The sequence below is a fragment of the Comamonas serinivorans genome (assembly GCF_002158865.1).
Taxonomy (GTDB): Bacteria; Pseudomonadota; Gammaproteobacteria; order Burkholderiales; family Burkholderiaceae_C; genus Comamonas_E; species Comamonas_E serinivorans.
The window spans coordinates 3,995,722-4,017,184 of sequence record NZ_CP021455.1 but is presented as its reverse complement, the minus strand read 5'-3'; the positions used below and the strand labels follow the sequence as shown (position 1 = coordinate 4,017,184).

Sequence of the window (21,463 nt, the reverse complement as noted above, 5' to 3'; positions counted from 1 at the left end):
GGTTACTCCAAAGAATCGGGGTTGGCGGATGGATCATCGGCAGCGCCGTCGGGTTCCCCATCGCCTTCTAGTTGTGCGTCATTTTCCACAATGCGCTGCAAACCGCTGAGTTTCGCATGGTCGTCCAGCGCGATCAGGGTGACCCCCTGCGTCGCGCGGCCCATTTCGCGAATCTCGGCCACGCGCGTGCGGACCAGCACCCCGGTGTCGGTGATCAGCATGATCTCGTCGCTGGGGCTGACCAGCGTCGCGGCGACCACCTTGCCGTTCCGCTCGGACTGCTGGATGGCGATCATGCCTTTGGTGCCCCGGCCATGCCGCGTGTATTCGTTAATGTTTGTACGCTTGCCGTAACCGTTTTCGGTCGCCGTCAGCACGCTGTTGCGCATGTGCTCGGCTGCCTCGTCCTCGCCTTCGGCCGCATCGGCCACCAGCATGGCGATCACGCGCTGGGCGTCTTCGAGGTTCATGCCGCGCACGCCACGGGCATTGCGGCCCATGGGGCGCACGTCGTTCTCGTCGAAGCGCACGGCCTTTCCGGCATCCGAGAACAGCATCACGTCATGGGCACCGTCGGTCAGCGCGGCACCGATGAGGAAGTCGTTGTCGTCCAGGCCCACGGCGATGATGCCGGCCTTGCGCGGGTTGGAGAATTCCGACAGCGAGGTCTTCTTGACCGTGCCCATGGAGGTGGCCATGAACACGTACTGGCTCTCCGGGAAGGTGCGCGCATCGCCCGTCAGCGGCAAGACCACGTTGATTTTTTCGCCGTCTTCCAGCGGGAACATGTTGACCATGGGGCGGCCACGCGAGCCGCGCGAGCCCGACGGCACTTCCCAGACCTTGAGCCAGTACAGGCGCCCGCGGTTGGAGAAGCACAGGATGTAGTCGTGCGTGTTGGCGATGAAGAGCTGGTCGATCCAGTCGTCTTCCTTGGTAGCGGTGGCCAGCTTGCCGCGGCCGCCACGCCGTTGCGAGCGGTATTCGGACAGCGGTTGGCTCTTGATGTAGCCCGTGTGGCTGATGGTCACCACCATGTCGGTGGGCGCGATCAGGTCTTCGGTGGCCAGGTCCTGGGCGTTGTGTTCGATCTCGCTGCGGCGTGCGCCCAGCTTGGTCATGCCGAACTCGGTCTTGAGCGCGGTCAGCTCCTCGGTGATGATGGTGTCCACGCGCTCGGGGCGGGCCAGGATGTCCAGCAGGTCTTCGATCTCGGCCATCACGGCCTTGTATTCGGCCACGATCTTGTCCTGCTCCAGGCCGGTCAGGCGCTGCAGGCGCATTTGCAGGATTTCGTGCGCTTGCGTTTCGGAGAGGTGGTACAGGCCGTCCTTGCCCAACCCGTACTGGCGGCCCAGGCTTTCGGGGCGGTAGTCGTCGGCGCGGATCACGCCGCCGTCTTCGCGCGTGCGCGTCAGCATCTCGTTGACCAGCGCGCTGTCCCAGCCCCGGCTCATCAGCTCGGACTTGGCCACGGGCGGCGTGGGCGACTCGCGGATGATGCGGATGAAGTCGTCGATGTTGGCCAGGGCGACGGCCAGGCCCTCGAGGATGTGGCCGCGCTCGCGGGCCTTGCGCAGGTTGTAGACCGTGCGCCGCGTCACCACTTCGCGACGGTGCTCGAGGAAGACCTGGATCAGGTCCTTCAGGTTGCACAGCTTGGGCTGGCCATCGACCAGCGCCACCATGTTGACGCCGAAGGTGTCCTGCAGCTGCGTCTGCTTGTACAGGTTGTTCAGCACCACCTCGGGCACTTCGCCGCGCTTGAGCTCGATCACCAGGCGCATGCCCGACTTGTCGGACTCGTCCTGGATGTGGCTGATGCCCTCGATCTTCTTCTCGTGCACCAGCTCGGCCATGCGCTCCTGCAAGGTCTTTTTGTTGACCTGGTAGGGCAGCTCGTCGACGATGATGGCCTGGCGCTGGCCACGGTCGATGTCCTCGAAATGCACCTTGGCCCGCATGACCACGCGGCCGCGGCCGGTGCGGTAGCCCTCGCGCACGCCCTGCATGCCGTAGATGATCCCGCCGGTGGGGAAGTCGGGCGCCGGGATGAAAGCCAGCAGGTCATCCACCGTCGAGTCGGGCGCCTGGAGCAGGTGCAGGCAGGCGTCGACGACCTCGTTCAGGTTGTGTGGCGGGATGTTCGTGGCCATGCCGACGGCAATGCCGGCCGAGCCGTTGACGAGCAGCGCAGGAAGGCGCGAAGGCAGCACGAGGGGCTCCTGCACGCTGCCGTCGTAGTTGGGGCCGAAATCGACGGTTTCCTTGTCAATATCGGCCAGCATTTCATGCGCGATTTTCGCCAGGCGAATTTCGGTGTATCGCATGGCGGCGGCGGAATCGCCGTCCACCGAGCCGAAATTGCCCTGGCCATCGATCAGCATGTGGCGCATGGAAAAATCCTGCGCCATGCGAACAATGGTGTCGTAGATCGCCGAATCGCCATGGGGGTGATATTTACCCATGGTCTCCCCAACAGCCTGCGCACTCTTGCGGTACTTGCTGTTGTAGGTGTTGCCCATCTCGTTCATGGCATAGAGCACACGCCGGTGAACGGGCTTGAGGCCGTCGCGCGCATCGGGCAGGGCCCGCCCCACGATCACGCTCATCGCGTAATCGAGGTAGCTGCGGCGCATCTCTTCTTCCAGGCTGATTGGAAGCGTTTCCTTGGCAAAAGATGTCATCTGTCAGAGGCGAATCGGCCAGGACCAAAAGCGGCCATTCTAGCGACAGGTGTGTGTCGCGGCAGCGCAACACAACCGCACAAATCGGGCCCCCCGCCCAGTATGCTTGGGGGGTTGACCACGGTCTGAGCCACCAGCGTGTGGCACAATCAAATCAACGTTTCTGGTGGTGCCCATCCACCGGCGTCCAATTTTCGCAGAGTGTCTGCGGCCTTTTTCCCATGAGGAGAACCATGAAGAAACTGAACATTGTGGCGACGCTGTTCGTCTCCGCAGCGCTCGCAACCTCGGCCAGCGCCCAAGTCCGTGCAGCCAACGGCGGCAACGTCATCGACAACTGGCAAAACGGCACCGGTGAGCTGGTGTGGAAGAACGGCACGAACGAACTGTGCTGGCGCAATGCCTTCTGGACGCCTGCAACCGCTGCTGTGGATTGCGACGGTGCCCTGAAGCAAGCCGCTGCTCCCGCTCCCGCCCCGGCTCCTGTGGCCCAGGCTCCGGCACCGGCTCCCAAGCCCGCTCCGACGGTTGAGAAGATCACCTATGCAGCTGATGCATTCTTCGACTTCGACAAGTCGGTGCTGAAGCCCGAAGGCAAGGCCAAGCTGGATGACCTGGCCTCCAAGGTTCAGCAGATCAACCTGGAAGTCATCGTGGCCGTGGGTCACACCGACTCCATCGGTTCGGACGCCTACAACCAGAAGCTGTCGCTGCGTCGCGCCAATGCTGTGAAGGCGTACCTGGTGTCTAAGGGCATCGAAGCCAACCGTGTCTACACCGAAGGCAAGGGCGAGAAGCAGCCTGTCGCCGACAACAAGACCGCTGCCGGCCGCGCCCAAAACCGCCGCGTGGAAATCGAAGTCGTCGGCACGCAACGCTGAGCTTCGTGATGTGGCCTTTTGGCCACTCTCCCGCCAAAAGCCCCGTAAGGGGCTTTTTTCTTGCGCCGCTGCCACAATTGCCTGCCATGACCGAAGCCACCACCCCTGCCAACGTTGACCCCGCCGAGTTGGCCAAGTTTTCCGCCTTGGCCCATCGGTGGTGGGACACGGAAAGCGAGTTTGCGCCGTTGCACCACATCAACCCTTTGCGCTTGGGGTGGATCGACACCCTGGCTGGAGGGTTGGCGGGCAAGCAGGTGCTGGATGTGGGGTGCGGGGGCGGCATCCTGGCCGATGCCATGGCACGCCGGGGCGCTCAGGTCTTGGGCATTGATCTGGCTGACAAGTCGCTGAAGGTGGCGCAGTTGCATGCGCTCGAAGCGCAGACCCCCAACGTCAGCTACCGGAATGTCGCCGTGGAACAGCTGGCGGCCGAGTCGCCTCGGCACTTTGACGTGGTGACCTGCATGGAGATGCTGGAACACGTGCCGGATCCCGCCTCTGTGGTGCGTGCCTGTGCGCAATTGGTGAAACCCGGGGGAGTGGTGTGTTTCTCCACGATTAACCGCAACCCCTGGTCGTTTGCCCTGGCCATTGTGGGGGCTGAATATGTGCTGAATATGCTGCCGCGGGGGACGCATGAATATGCGCGATTCATCACGCCGGCGGAAATGGCTGCATTTTGCCGGGCCGCCAATATGTCGCCACTGCAGCAAAAGGGCCTGGAATACAACCCCTTGACCAAGCGGTATCGGCTCACCGACAGCGTGCGTGTGAACTACATGATGGCGGCGTCTGCACCCCTGGCATCGGCGGGAGATCATGGTGTTTGACAGTGTGTTGTTCGATCTCGATGGCACCTTGATCGACAGTGCCCCCGACCTGGGTGCTGCGGCCGACAAAATGCGTGTTGACCGGGGTATGCCTGGTTTGCCGTTTGAATTGTATCGACCCATGGCGGGTACTGGTGCGCGTGGCATGCTGGGCGTGGCGTTTGGCATCACGCCGGAGCACCCCGAGTTCGAGGCGATGCGGGAGGAGTTCTTCTGCAACTACGAGGCCGACCTCACCGCGCGCACGGTGGTGTTCGACGGTGTGATGGACTTGGTTGCAGCCTTGACCGCTCAAGCCCTGCCGTGGGGGGTGGTGACCAACAAGTCCGAGCGCTTTGCCTTGCCCCTGTCCGGGCAGTTGCCCTTGTTCCGCGATTGCGGGGTGCTGATTGGGGGCGATACCACGCCCCATGCCAAGCCGCATCCCGAGCCGTTGCTGGAAGCCGCGCGGCGCCTGGGGGTGGCCCCTGAACGCTGCCTGTACGTGGGCGATGACCTGCGCGACGTGCACGCTGCGCACGCGGCGGGCATGGCGGCAGCCGTTGCCACCTACGGTTACTTGGGCGAAGCCGGCGATCCGGCTGGCTGGGGGGCGGAATTTTTGCTGCGCACACCCGCAGAGGTCTTGAAATTGGTCAATCCGGGCTAAACTACCCGGTTCTGGGGCTGCATTGGTTTCGACGTGGGTTGGAATCGTGTCGGTGCATGTCGAGGTTCAGTCACCTCGTGAAACCGCTGAAAAAAACTAACTGCAAACGACGAACGTTTCGCACTCGCCGCCTAATAACCGGTGAGCCTCGCAACAGTTGGCCGATGGGCTGGGCAAGGGCGCCGCAAGGCGTCCAGGCTGCGAGGGAATTTACATGGGCTGGCTTCAACCCGGGTGCCTTGGGTTGGGGTGAGACACAAGGGCACTGGCCGGCTGTTCAGCGTGCGTCTGCGCGGGGCAGTTGGTGAGACTCAAATCAGAACGCTAAACATGTAGATCTGCTCGAGGAATGCTTGCGGACGGGGGTTCAAATCCCCCCAGCTCCACCATACAAGACACCGCCTCACACCGGAAACACTGGTGTGAGGCGGTTTTTCTTTGGTCCTCAGGGTGCTGCGGTGTCCTGAAAATCGCACCGAAATCGCACCGAAATCGCACCGGTCAGGAAGCGCCCACCACCCGCAGTTCCGGCTTGGGCTTCTGGTAGTCCTCGCGGATGAACTTGCCATAGGTGCGGAAGACCATCTCAACATCCTCGTGCCCCAGTTGAGCAGCGACGTACCATGGGTTGTGACCATCGGTCAGCAGGGTGGAGGCATAGGTATGCCGTACCTGATAGGGGTTGCGGTAGTCCACCTGGGCCCGCTTGCAAACGGGCAGCCAAAAGCTTTTGCGAACCTGAGCATCGTTGGCCCATGGCGTGCCGTCGCGCGGGTTCAACCAGACCCGAGCGCCCTTGGCTTCGGAGATCGAGCGCTGTGCTTTCAGCGCTGTGATGGCTGAGGCATCGAGATCCACATCGCGCACACCAGCCGCCGTCTTTGGCCCTTTGAGCACGCCGGCCACCTGGTTGAGCTGGATTGCTGCCACACGCCGGGACCAGTGGATGTGGTCCCACTGCAGGGCCTGCAGCTCGCCAGGCCTCAAGCCGGTAGCAAACCAGAACTGAAGCATGGGCCTCTCATCCGGCCGGCAGGCGTCAAGCAACGCAGCGCGCTCGGTAGCGTTGAAGGGGTTGACCACGTAGTCGCTGGCCTTGGCTGTTTGGCGGATGAGCTTGGACAGCGCGACGCGCTCGAACGGGTTGAAGTCGATCACCTCGTCGTTCTGCGCGTCCTCGAACACGCTGCGCAGCGGGATGAGTCGGTTGCGGATGGTCTTACTGGTGCAGTCCATGCCGGCGACCCATTCGCGCAGCATGCTGGGGGTGACCTCGGAAATTTGCAGGCCGTGCCAGCGCTTCATCTGGGCGCTGTTGACGGCCTTGGCGTAGCCGTCAAAGCTGGACTGTGCGAGCTTGCCGTTGGCCACCTGGCGCTGATAGGTGGCCAGCTGAGCTTGCAGCAGTGTCTCCATCAACGTGCTGTTTTTCTTGGGTGCTTTGGCGCGCGGGCTGTCGGGGAAGTAGGTGGCGTAGTCGAAGGTTCCCTCTTTGACCTTGCGGCGAATTTCTTCTCGCAGCGAGGAGGCGCGCAGGATGCTCGACTTTGTGATGGGGCCAGGCGGCAGCAACTCGCGGCATTCCTGGCCCTCGAAGGTGAAGGCAATCTGCAGCCGATCTCCGGCCACGAACTGCCTGATTTTCACGCCCGGCGGGGTTGGGGGATCTGATCTCTTATCCATTGGTCAGCGGCCTTGATGTTGACGTAGAGGCGGCGGCGCACGACGGCAACCTGAATGCCCTCGCGCCACACCCCGCACTTCTTGCGTTGCTTCACGGTTTCGCGGGTCACGCCGGTCAGCTCCTGGAACTTGGAGGCCAGGACCCACTCGGCCGCGACGGTAGGGGGTTCGCCCTCTGCGTTTGTTTCTGAATGCTTCATGTGCGCTCCATGAAAAAGCCGCCTCGTGGGCGGCTGTTGGTGTTGAATTTGGATGCCGTCACGTGGCGCCTGGTGCGCTCGCTCGGTCGTAAATCTCGCGCTCGACACGCGCCATGAAGGCGTCCCAGTCGCCATAGGTGCGGCTGAAGTCAAAAGGCTTGCCCTTGCCGTACTTGCTCACGAAAGGCTTGCCGCTGGCAGCCTCGGCCGTGATCTTGTCGGCCCTGGCTGTGCCCACGAGTTGCACGCAGACAGCGAGGTCGAAGGTGACCGCAGCCAGGTCGCCGGAGTAGCCCGGCGTGCGGGCCATCACCTTGTCGGGCTCTGTGTAGACGCGCACGAGCTTGCCGTCTCGCCAGTGCTCACGGCGCATGCGTGCCCAGTCGTAGATCGTGCAGACTGCCATCTGGGCATTGTGCGCTCACGTCCCACTTCGCTTACGGATGAAGTTGGCAACATCGCGCCGGATGTTGCCCCACAAGCTGTTTGGCACCCAATCACGGTTTTCGGGAAAGCCTTCGGCGGCCTTGGCGCAGGCCTCGCGTTCGGCGGCGGCCACCTGGAAAGCGAAGTTCACTAGGTCGCCCATGTCCACAATGAACACTGTTTGGCTTGCCCAGTTTTTTTCTTCCCAGCCAAATTCGCGAGCAATTCGAATCACATCTTCTTTGGTCACGGCGTTGTTCTCCTATGCGCCCGCTCCAGCAATCGCGCAACTCGGGCAATGAATGCAGTGGGGTACTCGTCCCCGTCGTCAAGAAAAAAGCCCAAGCGTTTGATTGCTCGGGCTTTGATGCGGGCCTTGGCTTCGGCTCGACATGCGGCTTTGAGGGTGAAGAACCTTCGACCGCCTCCGTAGTAGATGCGCGCAATGCCGATCTTCACGATCCGCCTCCCTCCTGCCGCTGTCGCTCGGCCAGCACGTCGCGGGCGGCTTGAGGCAGCGCGCGATACCGGGCGGCATCATGCGCAATGTCGGTGCCGCTGACAGGACCTGCCAACACGAACGCCTCGGCGACTTCACGATGCCCCACGCTGTCGGCCAGCAGGTTTCGCAGGTGGCTCATGGCTTGCATGCGGTGGTAGTCGAACTGCAGCGCAAGGTGGCGCCAGTTGTCCGTAGATTCTCGCTGTTCGTTGATGTCCTGCGCACTCGGGGCGGCGAGCAATGCATCAATCTGATCGGCCAGATCGGCGCCCGCTGGGTATGCAGGCGCTGTATCAATGAACTCACGGCAGCGCTCAAGGATGTCGCGCGCATTCTGCGGCACCGCTTGCGCAGCCTGGGGCGCTGGGTGGGTGTAGAGCTTCGCCCCCTTGGGGATCATCCTGAGCATCTCTATGTCGTGGTGCCCACAATCCCCGCAGTCGATGACGCACCGACCGTGGTAGACCGCCACCGGCTCTTGCGCAGCCTGGGGCTGTGCTGCCAGTGCTCGACCCACCAGAAACGGCATCAGCGCCTCAGCAAGCGCACAAGCACCAAGCGAGTGATTGCCATCGACGCGCCGAATCTCTTGTGCGAGGTCGTCAACCATCGCGTCGGTGATCTGCTCTTGTTGCTCGGTGCTCATGCCGATTCCCCCTTGATGTCAACGACACCGATGTCGCCGACATCACTCAACGTGTTGTTTTGCAAGGGCGAGAGGAAGTCGGCAGGTAGCGTGACCCCTTGCGTCTCGTCTGGTGACCAGCTGAAAGGCTCAGAGCTTTTAAGCACTGCGTTCAACTTTTCAAACGCCTCCCACACATCCGCCGGAACCTCTCCATCTTCGGGCAGGATGTCGATAAAGTGCTCGTTTGGGTCGATTTGATTCGGGTACGACGGCCTGCACTTAGTGAGTCGCACATCCCCTGGCTTAACGTCGTTTGTCTCCAACCAGTAGATCAAATCGTCGTCATCGAAAAAATATTGGTCACTGTCATACAGGTGGAGCGGGAAACTATCCGGCGTGTGCGCCACCTTGGGCATGTCTTGCCAGCGTTTCTCTACTTTCTCCATGTGACATGCGATGCAGTACGACCGGTTCTTCACAGGAGGGTGGTCGGGATTGTTTTCGCACTTGTGATGCGTGGAGCCGCAGTAGCGCGCCGTGCGTTCATCGTCGCCCCAGAATCGGCCGTCGCGGGCGACCCAGCCGGTGACTGTTTGAATGCTGGCCGCTTCGGGTGAGTCGGCCATGATGATTTTTTGCTCTCGGGTCAATTGGGTTGCTCCTGTTGCTCGGCCTGCTGTGGCCTGCTGCGGCCGTGCCCGTGAAATCTTTGGAAGCGCTCGGCTCCCTCTGCCTCATAAATTGCTTGCTCGATTGGCAGCAGTTCGCGCCCGCCATGCAGCTCATCGAATTCGGCATCGGTCATTGGGGTTGCTCCTTGACGCCCTTCGGCGGATGGATCGTGATGTCGCGCTGCTCGCCGCCTTTGATCTGGATTGGCAGGCGGCGGGTCGAATGCCACAAGATGGAATGAGCCATCGGGGTAGGGCAGCGCACGGAAGTCCAAGAGAGCATCGGGATCGATGGTCAGGACACGCTGGCCAGATGCGTTGCCGCGCGAGTTGTCCGTCACGGTGATCGTTTCGGATCGGCGGTCGCCGAACACTGCGCGTGGGTCCGACTTGTCGAACCACATCATTCGGCTGCCACAGCAGGGGTCAAGGACTGGTGGATTCATGGTCAAGCTGCCAGGCGCTCGGCCTGGGCGAAAAAAGAGCCCGCTTGGGGCGGGCAGGGTGGGTTGGGTCAGGTCAATTCATGCACCGAACCTTGGCGACGATGGCGTCGGCCTGCGCCTGGGTCCAATTCGTTGAAGCTTTGATCGCGTCGATCACCTCGCCGCGGCTGGAGTTCAGAAGCTGGGCGCCGTGGTGGTGGATGGCGTTTTCGATGTTGGCCATTTCGGGGGCCGTCATCCGGATGTGGCTCCATGTGCCGGAGAGGGCGTCGTAGTGGCGCGCCTGGATGGTGCTCAGCGCGTCATACCCTTTCATGATCGCGGCCGTGTCGATGTGGATCGCGTCCATGCGCTGAAGCTCGAGCATTGCGCACACCACACCTTGCAGCGCGAGGTAATGCCTGGGCTGACCGGTGGCCTGCAGGTCCTGCAGGCTGTCAAGCGAGTGCTGGATCAAGTCGTTCACCCCGGCACCCGTCAGGCCCATGTTCCGCACTTCAGGGGTCAATGACATGAGGGGGGTGCCCTCATGCCGCAGGAAGATGCGCGGCCTCAGGGTTCCCAGACTCAGCAGCGCGGTGACCGGCACCGCCGCGGGATGGGGCAGGGATGTGTGCAACATCGCATTGCCTCCTCAATGCCCGCAGGGCAGTTGTGGCGCGCTTCCAGGCGGCGGCCTGGGCACCCGCGCACCGCAGCTCAAGCAGATCATCATTTCGTCCGTGGGGTCGGGCTTCGGCGTTTGGTCAGTGGGCATGCTTTCGGGCCTATTGCTGGGAGTTGAAGGTGCGCATGGCGCGGCGCTGGATCACGGCTGCGACCACGCTGGCGCGATGAGGGTCGAACCACTGGTTCAACTTGGCCAAGCTGGTGATGACCTTGGTTTCGCAGGCCTCGCGGCCTGGCTTTCCGGTGGGCCATGTCACCAGCTCATGGGTGGAGTCCTGGGCGCGCTTGCGCCAGTGTTTGCGCTTGCGCATGAGGCGAACCGTGCGCTTTTTCAGGGGGTTGTTGACGTAGAACCGAACACGAAGCCAACCCGCCTTCTTCAGCTCCGCCCTGGCCCATTCGCGCTGCATGGTTGGGAAGAACACCATCGGCTGGCCCTTGTGGTCTTTCGTCAGGGTCAAGCCCAGGACCTTGGCCACCTCTCCGGCTGGTGGCCCTGACAGCTCCAAGAAGTCACCTCGTTGCACAAAGCAGAGCATGGGAGTACCTCGTTCAGTGGGTTTCATCCTGGGCAAGCGCGACAGCGCCCACGAACAGCGCGCCTTTGGGCAGGCCCGCGGGCAGCTTGGCCCACAGCTCTGCGAGGGCTTGCGGCGTCAGCTTGTCCAGGCCCGGCATGCCGGCCAGCGCAGGGTGCTGCAGGGCCTTGGCGAAGTCGGGCGCATCGGCTGAACCGGTGACCTTGGCCTTACCTTCGGCCTTGGCTTGGGTCAGCTTCTGCTCCAGCACCTCGCCGGCGCGCTCGCCGTGCTTGCGCACGTGCTGCACCGCCACCGTGGCCGAAACCTCACCAGCTTTGACCAGCTCCTGCACATCGGTGTCCGCATCACAGAGCTGGAGCAGGGAGCGGACGTGCTCTGCTGTTTTGCCGACCCGCTTGGCGATGTCCTCGACCGACCAGTTGAACGCGCGCAGCTGGGCGTAGACCGCGGCGCGTTCAATCGGTGCCAGCTGGAGCTGGCTGTTGCTGGTAGCGATGCGGGCCACGCGCTCGGCGTCGTTGCCGTTGAAGGGCGTGATGAGGATCCACTCGACCGGCTGGCCGGCTGCCGCAAGGCGCGTGAATGCATCGTGACGGCGGTGGCCCTCGACCAGCCAGACGCCGCCCTCATCGCGCGGGTAGACCTCCAGCGCGGGAACCGTGCCGCCACCGGCCAGGTACTCCACCAGTTCGACCTGGGCGGCTTCGTAGGCGGCGGTGTGTGCACGCTTGTTGAAGCCGGGTTTGACGTGGATGTCCTGCAGGCGGATCTGCTGGCCCACATCGGAGCGTTTGATCACCTTGTCGGCGATCATCTTGCGATAGGTGTTCACGGGATCTCCATGAAAAAGGCCCGCAGGTGCGGGCCAGATGGGATGAGCCGGCGGGCGCCGAGCAGTGAGGTCAAGCGGTGACCAGTACCCCTTGCAGGTGCTGGATCAACGCATTGCAGATGCGCGGAACATCGCCGGCCCGGTAGTGCTTGGCGGCCTTGACCGTGGCGCTGGGCGTGAAGCCCAGATCGGCCAGGCCAGCGGCGTCGATGCGGATCGGGGCAAGCAGGGCGTTGAGCTGGCCCAAGGTCACGGTGTCACCTTCGATCTGCGCGGCGCTGGCCTTGGCCTCGCCGATGACCCGGCGCGCGTCGATGTCCGAGATGACGTCAGCGGTCAGGTCCTTGTGCACCGCGGACAGGTTGTCCAGCAGCGTGGCGTCCACGACTCCGGCTTGCTTGGCTTCGGCGATGTTCGCCTGCACCTTGGCCTCAGCTTCTGCCAGTTGCTTGCGCAGGGCTTCATCGGCTTCGCGTTTCGCCTTGGCTTCTTCTTCGGCCCGGATGCGCTCGCGCTCCTTGTCCAGGCGGGCAGCTTCGGCCTGCCGGTGCTGGCTGATGCGCAGCGCGGCCAGCGCCTGGAAGTCCTCAGGCTCCTTCGTGCCCACGGTGGGGAAGTCAGGGAAGAGGGCGATCCAGTCCTGGCCGTCACCACGCAGGAGGTCGCGGTTGAGGGTCAGGGTGTGCGCCCTGGTCGTGGCCTCCAACTTCGCGTTCGACAGCGCGACGGCCAGCTTGTCGCGCATGCTGTCGAGGGACTTCAAGCCCTTGATAGCCTCGCCGAAGCCAGCGTTCTGGCGCGGCAGCCAGTTCGCGCCCATCTGCCGGTTCAGGTCGGCGACCGCGGAGTCGAGCGCAGCCTGAGCGTCCTGCACGAGAGCGGCCTTGCGCGCGTCCTTCTCGGCTGTCACCAGCTTCTCGCGAGCCAGCCGCGTGGTGCGCATCAGGTCGGCCAGATCGTTGGCGGTGCGAGTGAAGGCTTCCACGTCGCTGACCTGGGCCAGCGCATTGGCCACGGCCGCCTTCATCGCGTCCTCCCCCTTCTTGAGCGCCTTACATTCGGCTTCGGCGTCGGCGAACTCCTGATCGGTGGCGGGCTTGGCCACCATGCCGTCGATGAAGCCCCGCACGGCCACGGCTACCTTGTCCAGGTTAGATACCACGGCCAGGTTGCCCTGCAGCTGCACGGCAACCGCGGGCAGCGTGTCCACCGGTGCGGCAACGACGGGCGCTGCAGGCTCGGGTGGGCTCTCGCGGTAGGCGGCCACGTCCTTGTTCAGCTGCTCCCATCCGGCCATGACCTGTGCACGCAGCTTCGGGTTGGGCGTGTACCAGCAGTGGCGGATGTCCAGCAGCTCGTCGCCATCCCAGTCGCTGGCGGTGAACAGCACGCGCTCGACCTTGGACACGAGGCACTGGTGCTCCATCTGGACCTGGTACATCAGCGGCAGGTCAGCGCCGGTGCAGCCAGGCACCATGACGGCGCGCAGGTCGGCGTTCAGGCGCTTGTGCTCCCAGCTCACCGTCTCTGCAAAGTCGATGCCGTCAAAGCTGGCGGCGTAGCGTGGGTCCTCATCGGCCACGGCGCTGAGCGGGCTGAACTCTTCTCCCGCGAACTCCTCGGCCAGCGGCCTGGCCAGGCGTTCAAACTCGTGGCCCTTGTCGAGAATGCGGCGTTGCACGAAGTCCGAGAACTCAGGAGCGACGCCGGTTGCAAGCTCACGCACCAGGTCGCCGCGGCTCTTGTTGGGCGTGCAGCCCATCATGGCCGGTGCATCCGATGCGTTGCGCTTACCCATGCGGTGGGCCAGCCATTCCGGCGTGCCCTGGATCACGTCGATGACGCGCATGCTTACTCCAGTTCGGCCTTGCGAGCCGTGAAAAGTTTGTTGAGGTGGTCGAGCCACTCGGGTGTGCACGCCAAGTTGTCGATGTGCATGCCGGCGGCGTACAGCTCGTCCACCGTCGTGGCGTCCGTCAAGGCTTTCTCGATGTCTCGCGGGCCGATCTCGGCGATCACGCCGTCCTCATCTGCCTCTTCAGCCTGGTCGGGCGTTTGCTTGGGTTGCACGTCCGTGACCTTGGCGTCGCGCAGGGCCTGCACCTTGGCGGCCAGAGCCTCGCGCTGACCGTCGGACAGCTTGGCGCCCTTCTTTTCGATGAAGGCCACCATGTCATCCACCGTCTTGCCCTTGTTCACGATCAAGGTGGCCCAGCCGCCCACGTTGGCGTCGAACCTGGTCTGGTCGTAGGTTTCTGGCGCCTTCGCGGGCACCACATCGATCATGCCCATGTCCTTGGACAAGGTGGGCTCCAGCTCGTCGGGGGTGTAGACGCCCAGGATCACGTCCGGGGCATGTAGGCGAGCCCAACGCTTCTGTGCCAGGTAGGCGAGTTGCTGCTTGGGATCGTCGGCCCACAGCGTGGAGTTGCGCACGCGAGCCTGGGACAGCAGCAGTTCCAGCTCGCGCGGGCCGGCCTCGCCTTTGATGGTGGCCCAAACGCGTATGCCGCAGCCTTCCTCGTCGGCGGCCTTCCAGTCGGGCACGCGGTACTCGGCGCCCTTGTCGTTGCGCTTGATGGCGAACTTGCCGATGACCTGGTGCCAGGGGCCGAACCACTCGAAGTTGAAGCGGTCGGACACGATGCCGCTGTTGTTGATGACGGCGGCCACCAGCTGGGCCTCGTAGCCGAGTGTGCCGTTCACCAGGTGGGTCTTCTGGGCGACGGCGAAGGGGTTCATGCCCCACTGCATCGCCTGCATGACGATGGCGAAGCAGTCGCCCGGACTGGCGCGCAGGTGCTGGGGCACCGTGGTCTTGCCGCTGGCCATGAGGCCGGCGATGCGCTCGATGCGCGTGATGGCCGCGTCGTCCATCATCAGCGTGCTGGCGCTTTGAATTGCGAGTTCGTTCATCGCTGTTTTTCTCCTTGCGCAGTCAAGAGCGCGTGTTTCGCGGCAATCCAGTCCGCTTCGGTGATGTAGCTCGGACGCTCGCCGGCCAGGGCATCAGCGATGGCCTGCAGGTCGGTCTGCACATCGGCATCGGCGTGTGCGTCATCAGGGCCGGCGCAGGCCGACAACACCAGCACCAGCCAGAGCATCAGCAGGGCAAATGCCCACTGGACGGCTACCCAGGGCGTGGTGTCGCGGGCAGCAAAAAGCCCGCGGGGTGCGGGCTCGGTGATCGGGGTGTCCGTGCGGCTTCGCCGGGGGAACCTGAGAAATGTGTCGTCCATGCCGTCATCCTGTGGTGTGGGTGAACATGTCCACCTGGCCGCCACATTGGCGGATCAGCTCACGCAGCTTCCAGCAGTCCATGAAAGGGGCCGAATGCACGATTTGCCCCTTCAGGACCAGCAGCGCCGGCGGCTCGGGCGCTTGCACCTGCTGCTGGATGACATCCATCGCCAGGTCGGATGGGTGCTGGAGGTGGGGCGGGTTCTTGAAACCCAGGTCGTTCAGATTCATGGTGGAACTCCTCGAAAAGGGTGGAAATCGGCTGACGCGGGCCGCAGAAGGCGACCCAGGCTGCTGTCTCGGCGGCGCAAGCAGGGCACTCGCCGTTGGTGAGGTCGTCGGGCTCGCACTGCTCGTTGCAGCAGGCGCACTCCGCGGGCTCGGGGTCGGGCGCGTCGAAGTAGGCGTCCAGTTCGCGGTCGCAGAACGCGTCGTAGGCGCGGGAGATGCGGCACATGGCGGGCTCCAATGAAAAAGCCCGCTCAGGGCGGGCTTGGATGAGTAGATTGGTACGCTTTTGGCTGTGAATGCGTACGGAAGAGATCACCATCATTGAAGCGGGCCAGACTTGATACTGGCTCGGCTATTGCTCGCTTCGGGACGCAATGCCCTCTGCCGCCGACATGCGATGCGTGTCCATCCACGCCGCCGCTTCAATGATGGCCCCGCGTTTACCGCCAGCGGGGATTGGCACACGTTTAGGCCCGTGCAGTGATCCGCAACGCAGGGTTGACGGCGCGGTGAACCTGGGTGTGGGCTTTGTTGGTGGGTTTGGGCATAAAAAAGCCCGCAAGATGCGGGCTCGTTTAGTCGAGTTGACTAGGTCAACGTGGCCACTCAGCGTTGCTGAGGGTTCTTCTTCTGCTCGTCAGGTTTGTCTTCTTGTTGTTGTTGTTCCTGCCGCTTTTTGTCCCCGTGTTGTTCCTGGTCCGGTCTCACCTGTTGCGGGTTTCCAGATCCAGGGGGTTTGGGTTGATTCTGCTGTTGTGACATGAGGGTCACTCCCTTAACTTGGATAGCACCAAATTGCGCATTGTCAAAATAGACGCAGCAGGGTCAGAGTGTGCTTTTTGTCATAGCCTTGTTGCTACAAGGTATTGGCCATTGGAGTAGACCAATCCGCAGCGCACGTACTTGTTGGCTTGAAATAAAACGGCCCGCACATTGGCGGGCCGGTGTGATGGCTCACATGAAGCAGTGGTTTTTTGGAGGAGTGCGAGGCGGCGCTAACCCGCGTCCCATCACGCCCCCACTGTATGGGCTGGCACGCCCCAATTCATCGGGGTTTGCACGGGCGTCAGGCGGGTTGTTGGCAAAGCAAAGCGCCCTCGGAGAAGACGCTTTGGTTTCCAGCTTTGCATTCCGGCCCAAAGCTGCTGCTGCCTCCACCCTCGGCCTCGGGACGGCGCAGACCTCGGCGGCTGCTCAGCTACGGGATACCTTCGCTGCGTCCTTCATGGGCGTCATCGACGTTCGTTGGTCGATGAGTGAATTAAACACTATGTTTTACGCTTGGTCAACACCATGTATGAACATTGTGTTTAATTGACATCTGAGGGCGACCTCCAGCGTGATGCGGCTGTGGCCTGGACATGTGGATGCTCGGGCGCCAAGGCGTGGGCCCGTCGGCAGCCTCCCATTAAGGCTCGCCGTCTCGGTCTCGCACGGGCACAAAAAAAGCCGCCTCGGTGGGCGGCTTGGAGGGGTGTTGTTCGGTTGACCTCACAAACCCTGGCACGCTGGCCTGTTAACCACGAAATCATCCAGTACCTTGCCTGATTGATTGAGATAGCGATACCGGACCTGGAAGCCGTGTTTGTTGAAGAACTCGTCCTGCTTGAGGTGGCTGCACACGCCTGGCACAACTTCACTTCTGGTGCCAGACCGCCAGAGTTGCAGCTCTCGTTCGCTCACATCGGGGCGTAGCGATAGAACGTGTTCGTGAACTAGCGTCGAGCCCTGAGCATAGGCTTTGATGGACTTCGTGACGCCATCTTTCGGTGCGTTCTTGAGGCTGTCGTTTGCAGCCTTGGCCGCAGTAATAACGTATTGCTCCACCAAACTGGCAGCCATGAGGTGGGTTGCACATCCGAATGCCGCAAGCGCAATTGACAGGTGTTTCAGTGGTGTCATGGCACTGCTTTATCTCTGCATTTGCTTATATATGTGAGCTTTGCTTGTAGACGATCTGTCCCAGCAGGAACACCCCCTCGTGGCAGACCTTGCGCGGATAGCGTCGCTGATCGGGATTGTCTGAGCACAGCCACCACTCGCCCGCATCGCGCTGCAGGCGCTTGATCACCATTTCGCCTTCATAGTTGGCAGCGAACACGGCGCCGTCCTTGGGTTGGTCCTGCTCGGTGTTGACGACGACGATGTCGCCGTCGTAAAGGCCGGGCTCCATGCTGCCGTTGGCTATGCGCACAGCCAGCAGTTTCTCTGCCCGGTAGCCGTTGGCGCTGAACCAATCCTTGCGAAAGACGATGGGCTGAGCTTCCTCGTCCAGGTACTCGATGCCGTAGCCGGACGCCCCTGCCGACAGCTTGAACTTCACCCGACGCACGGCGGGGTAGTCGGGGTTGTTGTCCAGATCAATGGCCTGTGGGGGGCCGCTGAACATTGAGCCTTCACCAGACCTCAGCCATCTCATGCTGATGCCGCGTTCTGCGGCCGCAACCAGGCCTTCGCTCGACGGGCCGCGCGACTCCCAATTTTTGGCCGTCTGAGAGTTTGCCAACCCCAAGAACTGGGACACGTCGGTGGGACCAACGCTGGACTTCCCAGTCAGGGTTGCAACAGCTTGATGGATTCGCTCTGTTACGGGGTGCATGTGTTCATTTTTCAACAAAATGTTGAAACATGCCGTTTGCCAAAGTGGCAAACATGATGTTTAATGCATGCCATGACAGACACGGAACTCATCCGCCTGCTTGGCGGTAGCACAGTGGTTGCAAAGCGGCTCGGCTTGCAGGGGCTCAACGGTGCGCGTCGTGTGAACAACTGGAAGCGCCGCGGCATTCCGGCCAAGGTGAAGCTTGAACACCCTTGGCTGAACCCGAGCACGAAAGCCAGCGATGGCCGCCTGACCAACGCTCAAGTCAAGCGCGCGAAAGCCATGTTTGAGGAGTTGGCCCATGGGTGAGTACATCGACATGGGCAACGGGTTTGTCCTCGACGCGGACAAGTTTGCGGCTGCAGCCAAGCTGATGGCAGCAGCAAAGGCTGAGAAATCGCGCGCCTCAAGTCTGAGAGATGAGGGCGTAGTCATCGTCGTCGCCAGCGTACCCCTGGGCGCGACAAACGCTGCAGTACCAGATGTGGCGGCCGTTGCTGGTGAGAACGACCTTGCGGCCGGCCTCGAAACAAGGCTGGCAGAGGTAATGCGGCGGGCCCGAGGGGCCGTCATCGGGTGCGCGCGCCAAGTCGTAGCGGTAGGCCCAGAAGTGACGCCCAGACCCTTTGGCGAGGTTGTGCAGGACATAGAGCGAACGATCCGCTTGACTTGCTCTGAGCTGTCGCAGTTCTTCGGTGAGTGCGTGGATGCGCGTCTGCGACGTGTGGAGCTGCTCAATCACATGCAGGTTGGCAGTTTGCACGTCGAAAAGCCGTTCATTGACTGCTGCGAGTGCGCCCCGGACTTGGGCTTCATCTCGTGCGGCGGATGCCGCGCGAAGCAGGCCGATGGCCGCGTTCAGTCCTGACAAGGCCGCTGAAATTTCTATCACGTCCGCCCTCCATGGCGATGGTTGCTTGAGAACCACCATCGTAGCCATGGCAGTGGTGGGCACCCTCACCCCGAAGACCGCCACATGACAGCCATTCCATTCAGCCGCGCCCTCATTGGCGGCAAGAAAAATTCCAAGCTGGAGGCACGCGTCTCCGATGAACTGAAAGAGGCAGCCCGCCGTCGTTGGATGGATGCCGGCTTCTCGTCCGAGTCCGAGTACATCGAGCACGTTGTCTCCATCGACGTGTTTGGCAAAGAGCATGTGCGCAGTTTGATCCTGCAGCGCCTGGATCGGGTCGGTGGCGTGTCTGACAACGCGCAGCGGGGTGCCTGATGGGAGCGGCGACAGATGCGCGCTTGCTGGTGCGTGCGCACGACCCTGTGACCAGCATGGAGGCGGCCGAGCATGCCGTGATGTTCTCGGGCCCGCACTGCGACCGCATTGAGGCCGCCCTGGCCGAGCTTGGGCAGGCGACCGCGTGGGAGCTGACCCACGCCACGGGGCTGACCGTGGTGCAGATTGACCGGCGGCTGCCCGAGCTGGCCCGAGCCGGCCGCGCCCGCGTGGTGCAGTCGGGTGGCGACGACGTGTGCCGCAACGGCTACCGGGTCTGGGAGGTGGCATGAGCTGGGATCGTCAACTCGACCTTGAAGCGGCAATTAAGAAGGAGCGCGATGCCGTGAACGCGCTGAAAGCGTTCGCTGATAGCCATCGTCAACTCATTGGTGCCATCTGGCATTGGGGCGATGGCGATGGCGGCGGGATTCTGGAAATCATCGCCAGGGAGCTTGGCATCCAACGCTCTTGGGAGAAGCCACGAGAGACCGGATACAAAAAGGCCAAGATCGACGCCAACCTGAGGCGCCGAGTTTTCGAGCGTGATGCCTATCGCTGCAAGAGTTGCGGCGGGTATGAGGATCTGTGCTGCGATCACATCGTCCCCGAATCGAAGGGCGGCCCCACAACGTTTGAAAACCTGCAAGCCATGTGTCGGTCTTGCAATAGCAAGAAGGGGGCTCGGGGATGAGTTCGTCCACAGAAACCGAAACCCCGCGCTACGCGGTTATTCCTGCGGTAGCGCTGCTGGACAAGCGGCTGTCTCCGCGCGATCTGACGGTGTTGTGCTCGTTGGGTATGCACACAGACAAGCAGGGCTGGTGCATGCCCTCTCAGGGGCGCATCGGCGCCATGCTGGGCATCACCCGGCAAGCGGTCAGCAAATCCATCATGCATCTGCGCGAGTGCGGCTATGTGATGGTGTCCGCGCGCCGCGGCGCTGACGGTGGCCAGACCAGCAATTTGATGCGGGTGGTGATGGACACGAATACCCCGGCAGACAGCCTGCGCGAGGTGCCGAATCACAGCACAGCCCCCCGCAACCCCACGTTGCACCCCCCGCAACCCCACGTTGCACCCCCTGCAACCTCAGAAGTTGCACCCCCTGCAACCTCAGAAATTGCACCCCCTGCAACCTCAGAAGTTGCACGAAATCCCCCACTGAAATCCCCCACTGAAATCCCCAAGGGGCGCACGCAAGCGCGCGCCGACACCCCGACCTGCCCCGATGGCGTGACCGAGCAGACGTGGGCCGACTGGCTGCAGCTGCGCAAGACCAAGAAGGCGGTGGTGACGGCCACGGTGCTCGACAGCGCCCGTCGCGAGGCCGAGAAGGCGGGCATGTCGCTGGATGCCTTCCTGCGGGAATGGTGCCTGCGGGGCAGCCAGGGCCTGAAGGCCGATTGGCTGCTGGCCGACCGCCAGCGCAGCAGCTCGGCGACGACGGGGGAGACGGCCTACCAGCGGTCGATGCGCGAGCGGATGCAGGAGGTTGCGCCATCCATCGCGCGCAAGGCACCTGGAGTGTCGCCACAGCAGGCGTCGGAGTTCTTCGAGGTGGAGGCGCGCCGCGTTGACGAGACGCGCCGGATTGGGGGTGCCGCATGACGACGGATGACCTGCCCATGTCCTGGGTGGACAAGATTTTCACGAAGCTGACGCTGACCTACGGCCGGGATTTTCTGGCTCGCTGGGAGGGCCTGGACATGGCCGATGTGAAGGCCGATTGGGCCCATGAGCTGGCCGGCTTCCAACGCTTTCCCGAAGGCATCAAGCACGCGCTCGAGCACTTGCCGCCCGGCAAGCCGCCGACCGTGCGCGAATTCCGCGACATGGCCCGCAAGGCGCCGCCACCCGAGTTCAAGGCCTTGCCGGCGCCTCAGGCGGATCCGGCTGTGGTGGCCGAGGTCATGGCCCAGGCGTCCCAGGCTGTCGCTGCAACGGCTCACGACCCGAAGGCATGGGCCCACCGCATCCTGCGCGAGCACGAGGCCGGTGTGAAGGTGAGGGCCGTTCGGCTTCGGTTTGCACGCGAAGCCCTGGGCATCAAGCCGGAGGGGCCATGCGCCTGAACCACTTCCACCGCCTGATTCTGGAGTTCGTGCGCGTGGCTGGCGAAGCCGGGCGGACGGATGACGAAATCACCCTGGGCCTGTACCTGCACCCCGACGCCGCGCGCCCCAGGCGCTACGAGCTGGTGACCGCCGGCCTGGTGGTGAACAGCGGCACGCGCCGCAAGGGTGTGAGCGGGCGCTCGGGGATCGTTTGGACAGCCGCCAAGGAGGCCGAGTGATGGTGCCAGCAGCAGGACGGGGCAACCCGCAGGTTCACCCCGCACGCCGCGCGTGGGAGGGGCAGGTGAAGCGCTACGGCGAGGCGGCCGTGCTGCCGTGGCCCGAGTTCAGCCAGGGCTGGGGCCGCTTGCACGCGCACGCGATGCGGCCAGCGGGCCGAAGCAGGCAATCGCCATGGCGAAGAAACCGCATCTGAAGCCTGCCGGATGCCACCAG

The 21,463-nt window shown here is 63.0% G+C and carries 30 protein-coding genes and 1 other RNA gene; 12 read left to right on the top strand and 19 right to left on the bottom strand.

Features of this window, described 5'->3' with window-relative positions; translation table 11 throughout:
- Positions 1-2: 2 nt before the first annotated feature.
- Positions 3-2,687 carry a DNA gyrase subunit A gene (gyrA, locus tag CCO03_RS17200; protein WP_087283064.1) on the bottom strand — a complete coding sequence of 895 codons (2,685 nt, stop codon included), beginning with the start codon at positions 2,685-2,687 and terminating at the stop codon, positions 3-5.
- Between the two features lie 233 nt (positions 2,688-2,920).
- Between gyrA and ompA the strand changes: the two genes are divergently transcribed.
- The 4 genes from ompA to ssrA all read left to right on the top strand — a co-directional run bounded on the left by ompA (position 2,921) and on the right by ssrA (position 5,439).
- On the top strand, positions 2,921-3,568 hold the full coding sequence (ompA, locus tag CCO03_RS17195) for an outer membrane protein OmpA (RefSeq protein WP_087283062.1): 648 nt from the start codon (positions 2,921-2,923) through the stop codon (positions 3,566-3,568).
- Between the two features lie 86 nt (positions 3,569-3,654).
- Complete coding sequence (gene ubiG, locus CCO03_RS17190; RefSeq protein WP_087283060.1) at positions 3,655-4,401, top strand: bifunctional 2-polyprenyl-6-hydroxyphenol methylase/3-demethylubiquinol 3-O-methyltransferase UbiG; 747 nt, start codon at positions 3,655-3,657, stop codon at positions 4,399-4,401.
- Positions 4,391-5,050 carry a phosphoglycolate phosphatase gene (gene gph, locus CCO03_RS17185; RefSeq protein ID WP_087283058.1) on the top strand — a complete coding sequence of 220 codons (660 nt, stop codon included), beginning with the start codon at positions 4,391-4,393 and terminating at the stop codon, positions 5,048-5,050. The genes ubiG and gph overlap by 11 nt, the downstream gene beginning before the upstream one ends.
- Before the next feature lie 13 nt (positions 5,051-5,063).
- Positions 5,064-5,439, top strand: a transfer-messenger RNA (tmRNA) gene (ssrA, locus tag CCO03_RS17180).
- A gap of 112 nt (positions 5,440-5,551) precedes the next feature.
- On the opposite strand, the gene CCO03_RS17175 is transcribed toward ssrA, so the two are convergent.
- The 18 genes from CCO03_RS17175 to CCO03_RS17105 all read right to left on the bottom strand — a co-directional run bounded on the left by CCO03_RS17175 (position 5,552) and on the right by CCO03_RS17105 (position 17,509).
- Positions 5,552-6,697, bottom strand: a complete 1,146-nt coding sequence (locus tag CCO03_RS17175; protein ID WP_335583022.1) for an Arm DNA-binding domain-containing protein — start codon at positions 6,695-6,697, stop codon at positions 5,552-5,554.
- A complete protein-coding gene (locus tag CCO03_RS17170) occupies positions 6,694-6,933 on the bottom strand; it encodes an excisionase (RefSeq protein ID WP_087283054.1) in 240 nt (79 codons plus the stop codon). Before CCO03_RS17170 ends, CCO03_RS17175 begins: the two co-directional genes overlap by 4 nt.
- 58 nt (positions 6,934-6,991) lie before the next feature.
- Positions 6,992-7,339: a hypothetical protein gene (locus CCO03_RS17165; RefSeq protein ID WP_087283052.1), complete on the bottom strand. Its 348-nt coding sequence runs from the start codon at positions 7,337-7,339 to the stop codon at positions 6,992-6,994.
- 15 nt (positions 7,340-7,354) lie between these two features.
- A complete protein-coding gene (locus CCO03_RS17160; protein ID WP_087279787.1) occupies positions 7,355-7,609 on the bottom strand; it encodes a hypothetical protein in 255 nt (84 codons plus the stop codon).
- Positions 7,606-7,818: a hypothetical protein gene (locus CCO03_RS19960; RefSeq protein ID WP_157667772.1), complete on the bottom strand. Its 213-nt coding sequence runs from the start codon at positions 7,816-7,818 to the stop codon at positions 7,606-7,608. The genes CCO03_RS17160 and CCO03_RS19960 overlap by 4 nt, the downstream gene beginning before the upstream one ends.
- Positions 7,815-8,507 (bottom strand): hypothetical protein, encoded by a 693-nt coding sequence (locus tag CCO03_RS17155; RefSeq protein ID WP_087283050.1) that lies wholly within the window; start codon positions 8,505-8,507, stop codon positions 7,815-7,817. Before CCO03_RS17155 ends, CCO03_RS19960 begins: the two co-directional genes overlap by 4 nt.
- Complete coding sequence (locus tag CCO03_RS17150; protein WP_205690331.1) at positions 8,504-9,115, bottom strand: hypothetical protein; 612 nt, start codon at positions 9,113-9,115, stop codon at positions 8,504-8,506. Before CCO03_RS17150 ends, CCO03_RS17155 begins: the two co-directional genes overlap by 4 nt.
- A gap of 20 nt (positions 9,116-9,135) precedes the next feature.
- Positions 9,136-9,567, bottom strand: a complete 432-nt coding sequence (locus tag CCO03_RS20530; RefSeq protein WP_236903917.1) for a hypothetical protein — start codon at positions 9,565-9,567, stop codon at positions 9,136-9,138.
- A 112-nt stretch (positions 9,568-9,679) separates the two neighbouring features.
- Positions 9,680-10,228, bottom strand: a complete 549-nt coding sequence (locus CCO03_RS17140) for a hypothetical protein (RefSeq protein ID WP_087283048.1) — start codon at positions 10,226-10,228, stop codon at positions 9,680-9,682.
- Between the two features lie 145 nt (positions 10,229-10,373).
- A complete protein-coding gene (locus CCO03_RS17135; protein ID WP_157667771.1) occupies positions 10,374-10,736 on the bottom strand; it encodes a hypothetical protein in 363 nt (120 codons plus the stop codon).
- A 91-nt stretch (positions 10,737-10,827) separates the two neighbouring features.
- Complete coding sequence (locus CCO03_RS17130; protein WP_205690330.1) at positions 10,828-11,649, bottom strand: ParB/RepB/Spo0J family partition protein; 822 nt, start codon at positions 11,647-11,649, stop codon at positions 10,828-10,830.
- 70 nt (positions 11,650-11,719) lie between these two features.
- Positions 11,720-13,498, bottom strand: a complete 1,779-nt coding sequence (locus CCO03_RS17125) for a YqaJ viral recombinase family protein (protein ID WP_087283044.1) — start codon at positions 13,496-13,498, stop codon at positions 11,720-11,722.
- A gap of 2 nt (positions 13,499-13,500) precedes the next feature.
- Complete coding sequence (locus CCO03_RS17120) at positions 13,501-14,565, bottom strand: RecT family recombinase (protein WP_087283042.1); 1,065 nt, start codon at positions 14,563-14,565, stop codon at positions 13,501-13,503.
- Positions 14,562-14,888, bottom strand: a complete 327-nt coding sequence (locus CCO03_RS19955) for a hypothetical protein (RefSeq protein WP_157667770.1) — start codon at positions 14,886-14,888, stop codon at positions 14,562-14,564. Before CCO03_RS19955 ends, CCO03_RS17120 begins: the two co-directional genes overlap by 4 nt.
- Positions 14,889-14,892: 4 nt before the next feature.
- Positions 14,893-15,120, bottom strand: coding sequence for a hypothetical protein (locus CCO03_RS17110; protein ID WP_087283038.1), 228 nt, complete (start codon positions 15,118-15,120; stop codon positions 14,893-14,895).
- 606 nt (positions 15,121-15,726) lie between these two features.
- Entirely contained in the window at positions 15,727-15,882 is a 156-nt protein-coding gene (locus CCO03_RS20115; RefSeq protein ID WP_169717487.1) for a hypothetical protein, read from the bottom strand.
- 729 nt (positions 15,883-16,611) lie between these two features.
- Positions 16,612-17,022, bottom strand: a complete 411-nt coding sequence (locus tag CCO03_RS19950; RefSeq protein ID WP_157667769.1) for a hypothetical protein — start codon at positions 17,020-17,022, stop codon at positions 16,612-16,614.
- 25 nt (positions 17,023-17,047) lie between these two features.
- Positions 17,048-17,509, bottom strand: a complete 462-nt coding sequence (locus CCO03_RS17105; RefSeq protein ID WP_157667768.1) for a S24 family peptidase — start codon at positions 17,507-17,509, stop codon at positions 17,048-17,050.
- Positions 17,510-17,791: 282 nt separating this feature from the next.
- Here CCO03_RS17105 and CCO03_RS17100 point away from each other — a divergent pair, with 282 nt between their 5' ends.
- The 8 genes from CCO03_RS17100 to CCO03_RS17065 all read left to right on the top strand — a co-directional run bounded on the left by CCO03_RS17100 (position 17,792) and on the right by CCO03_RS17065 (position 21,246).
- Complete coding sequence (locus CCO03_RS17100; protein WP_087284861.1) at positions 17,792-18,031, top strand: hypothetical protein; 240 nt, start codon at positions 17,792-17,794, stop codon at positions 18,029-18,031.
- Positions 18,024-18,590, top strand: a complete 567-nt coding sequence (locus tag CCO03_RS17095; RefSeq protein ID WP_087283034.1) for a hypothetical protein — start codon at positions 18,024-18,026, stop codon at positions 18,588-18,590. Before CCO03_RS17100 ends, CCO03_RS17095 begins: the two co-directional genes overlap by 8 nt.
- Before the next feature lie 108 nt (positions 18,591-18,698).
- The gene (locus tag CCO03_RS17090) at positions 18,699-18,950 is read left to right on the top strand and encodes a hypothetical protein (protein WP_087283032.1); all 252 of its coding nucleotides are present in this window, start codon (positions 18,699-18,701) and stop codon (positions 18,948-18,950) included.
- Positions 18,950-19,243, top strand: a complete 294-nt coding sequence (locus CCO03_RS17085; protein ID WP_157667767.1) for a hypothetical protein — start codon at positions 18,950-18,952, stop codon at positions 19,241-19,243. The genes CCO03_RS17090 and CCO03_RS17085 overlap by 1 nt, the downstream gene beginning before the upstream one ends.
- Positions 19,240-19,644, top strand: coding sequence for an HNH endonuclease (locus tag CCO03_RS17080; RefSeq protein WP_087283028.1), 405 nt, complete (start codon positions 19,240-19,242; stop codon positions 19,642-19,644). The genes CCO03_RS17085 and CCO03_RS17080 overlap by 4 nt, the downstream gene beginning before the upstream one ends.
- The gene (locus tag CCO03_RS17075) at positions 19,641-20,561 is read left to right on the top strand and encodes a helix-turn-helix domain-containing protein (RefSeq protein WP_087283026.1); all 921 of its coding nucleotides are present in this window, start codon (positions 19,641-19,643) and stop codon (positions 20,559-20,561) included. Before CCO03_RS17080 ends, CCO03_RS17075 begins: the two co-directional genes overlap by 4 nt.
- The gene (locus CCO03_RS17070; protein WP_087283024.1) at positions 20,558-21,025 is read left to right on the top strand and encodes a hypothetical protein; all 468 of its coding nucleotides are present in this window, start codon (positions 20,558-20,560) and stop codon (positions 21,023-21,025) included. The genes CCO03_RS17075 and CCO03_RS17070 overlap by 4 nt, the downstream gene beginning before the upstream one ends.
- The gene (locus tag CCO03_RS17065) at positions 21,016-21,246 is read left to right on the top strand and encodes a hypothetical protein (RefSeq protein ID WP_087283022.1); all 231 of its coding nucleotides are present in this window, start codon (positions 21,016-21,018) and stop codon (positions 21,244-21,246) included. Before CCO03_RS17070 ends, CCO03_RS17065 begins: the two co-directional genes overlap by 10 nt.
- Positions 21,247-21,463: the final 217 nt, after the last annotated feature.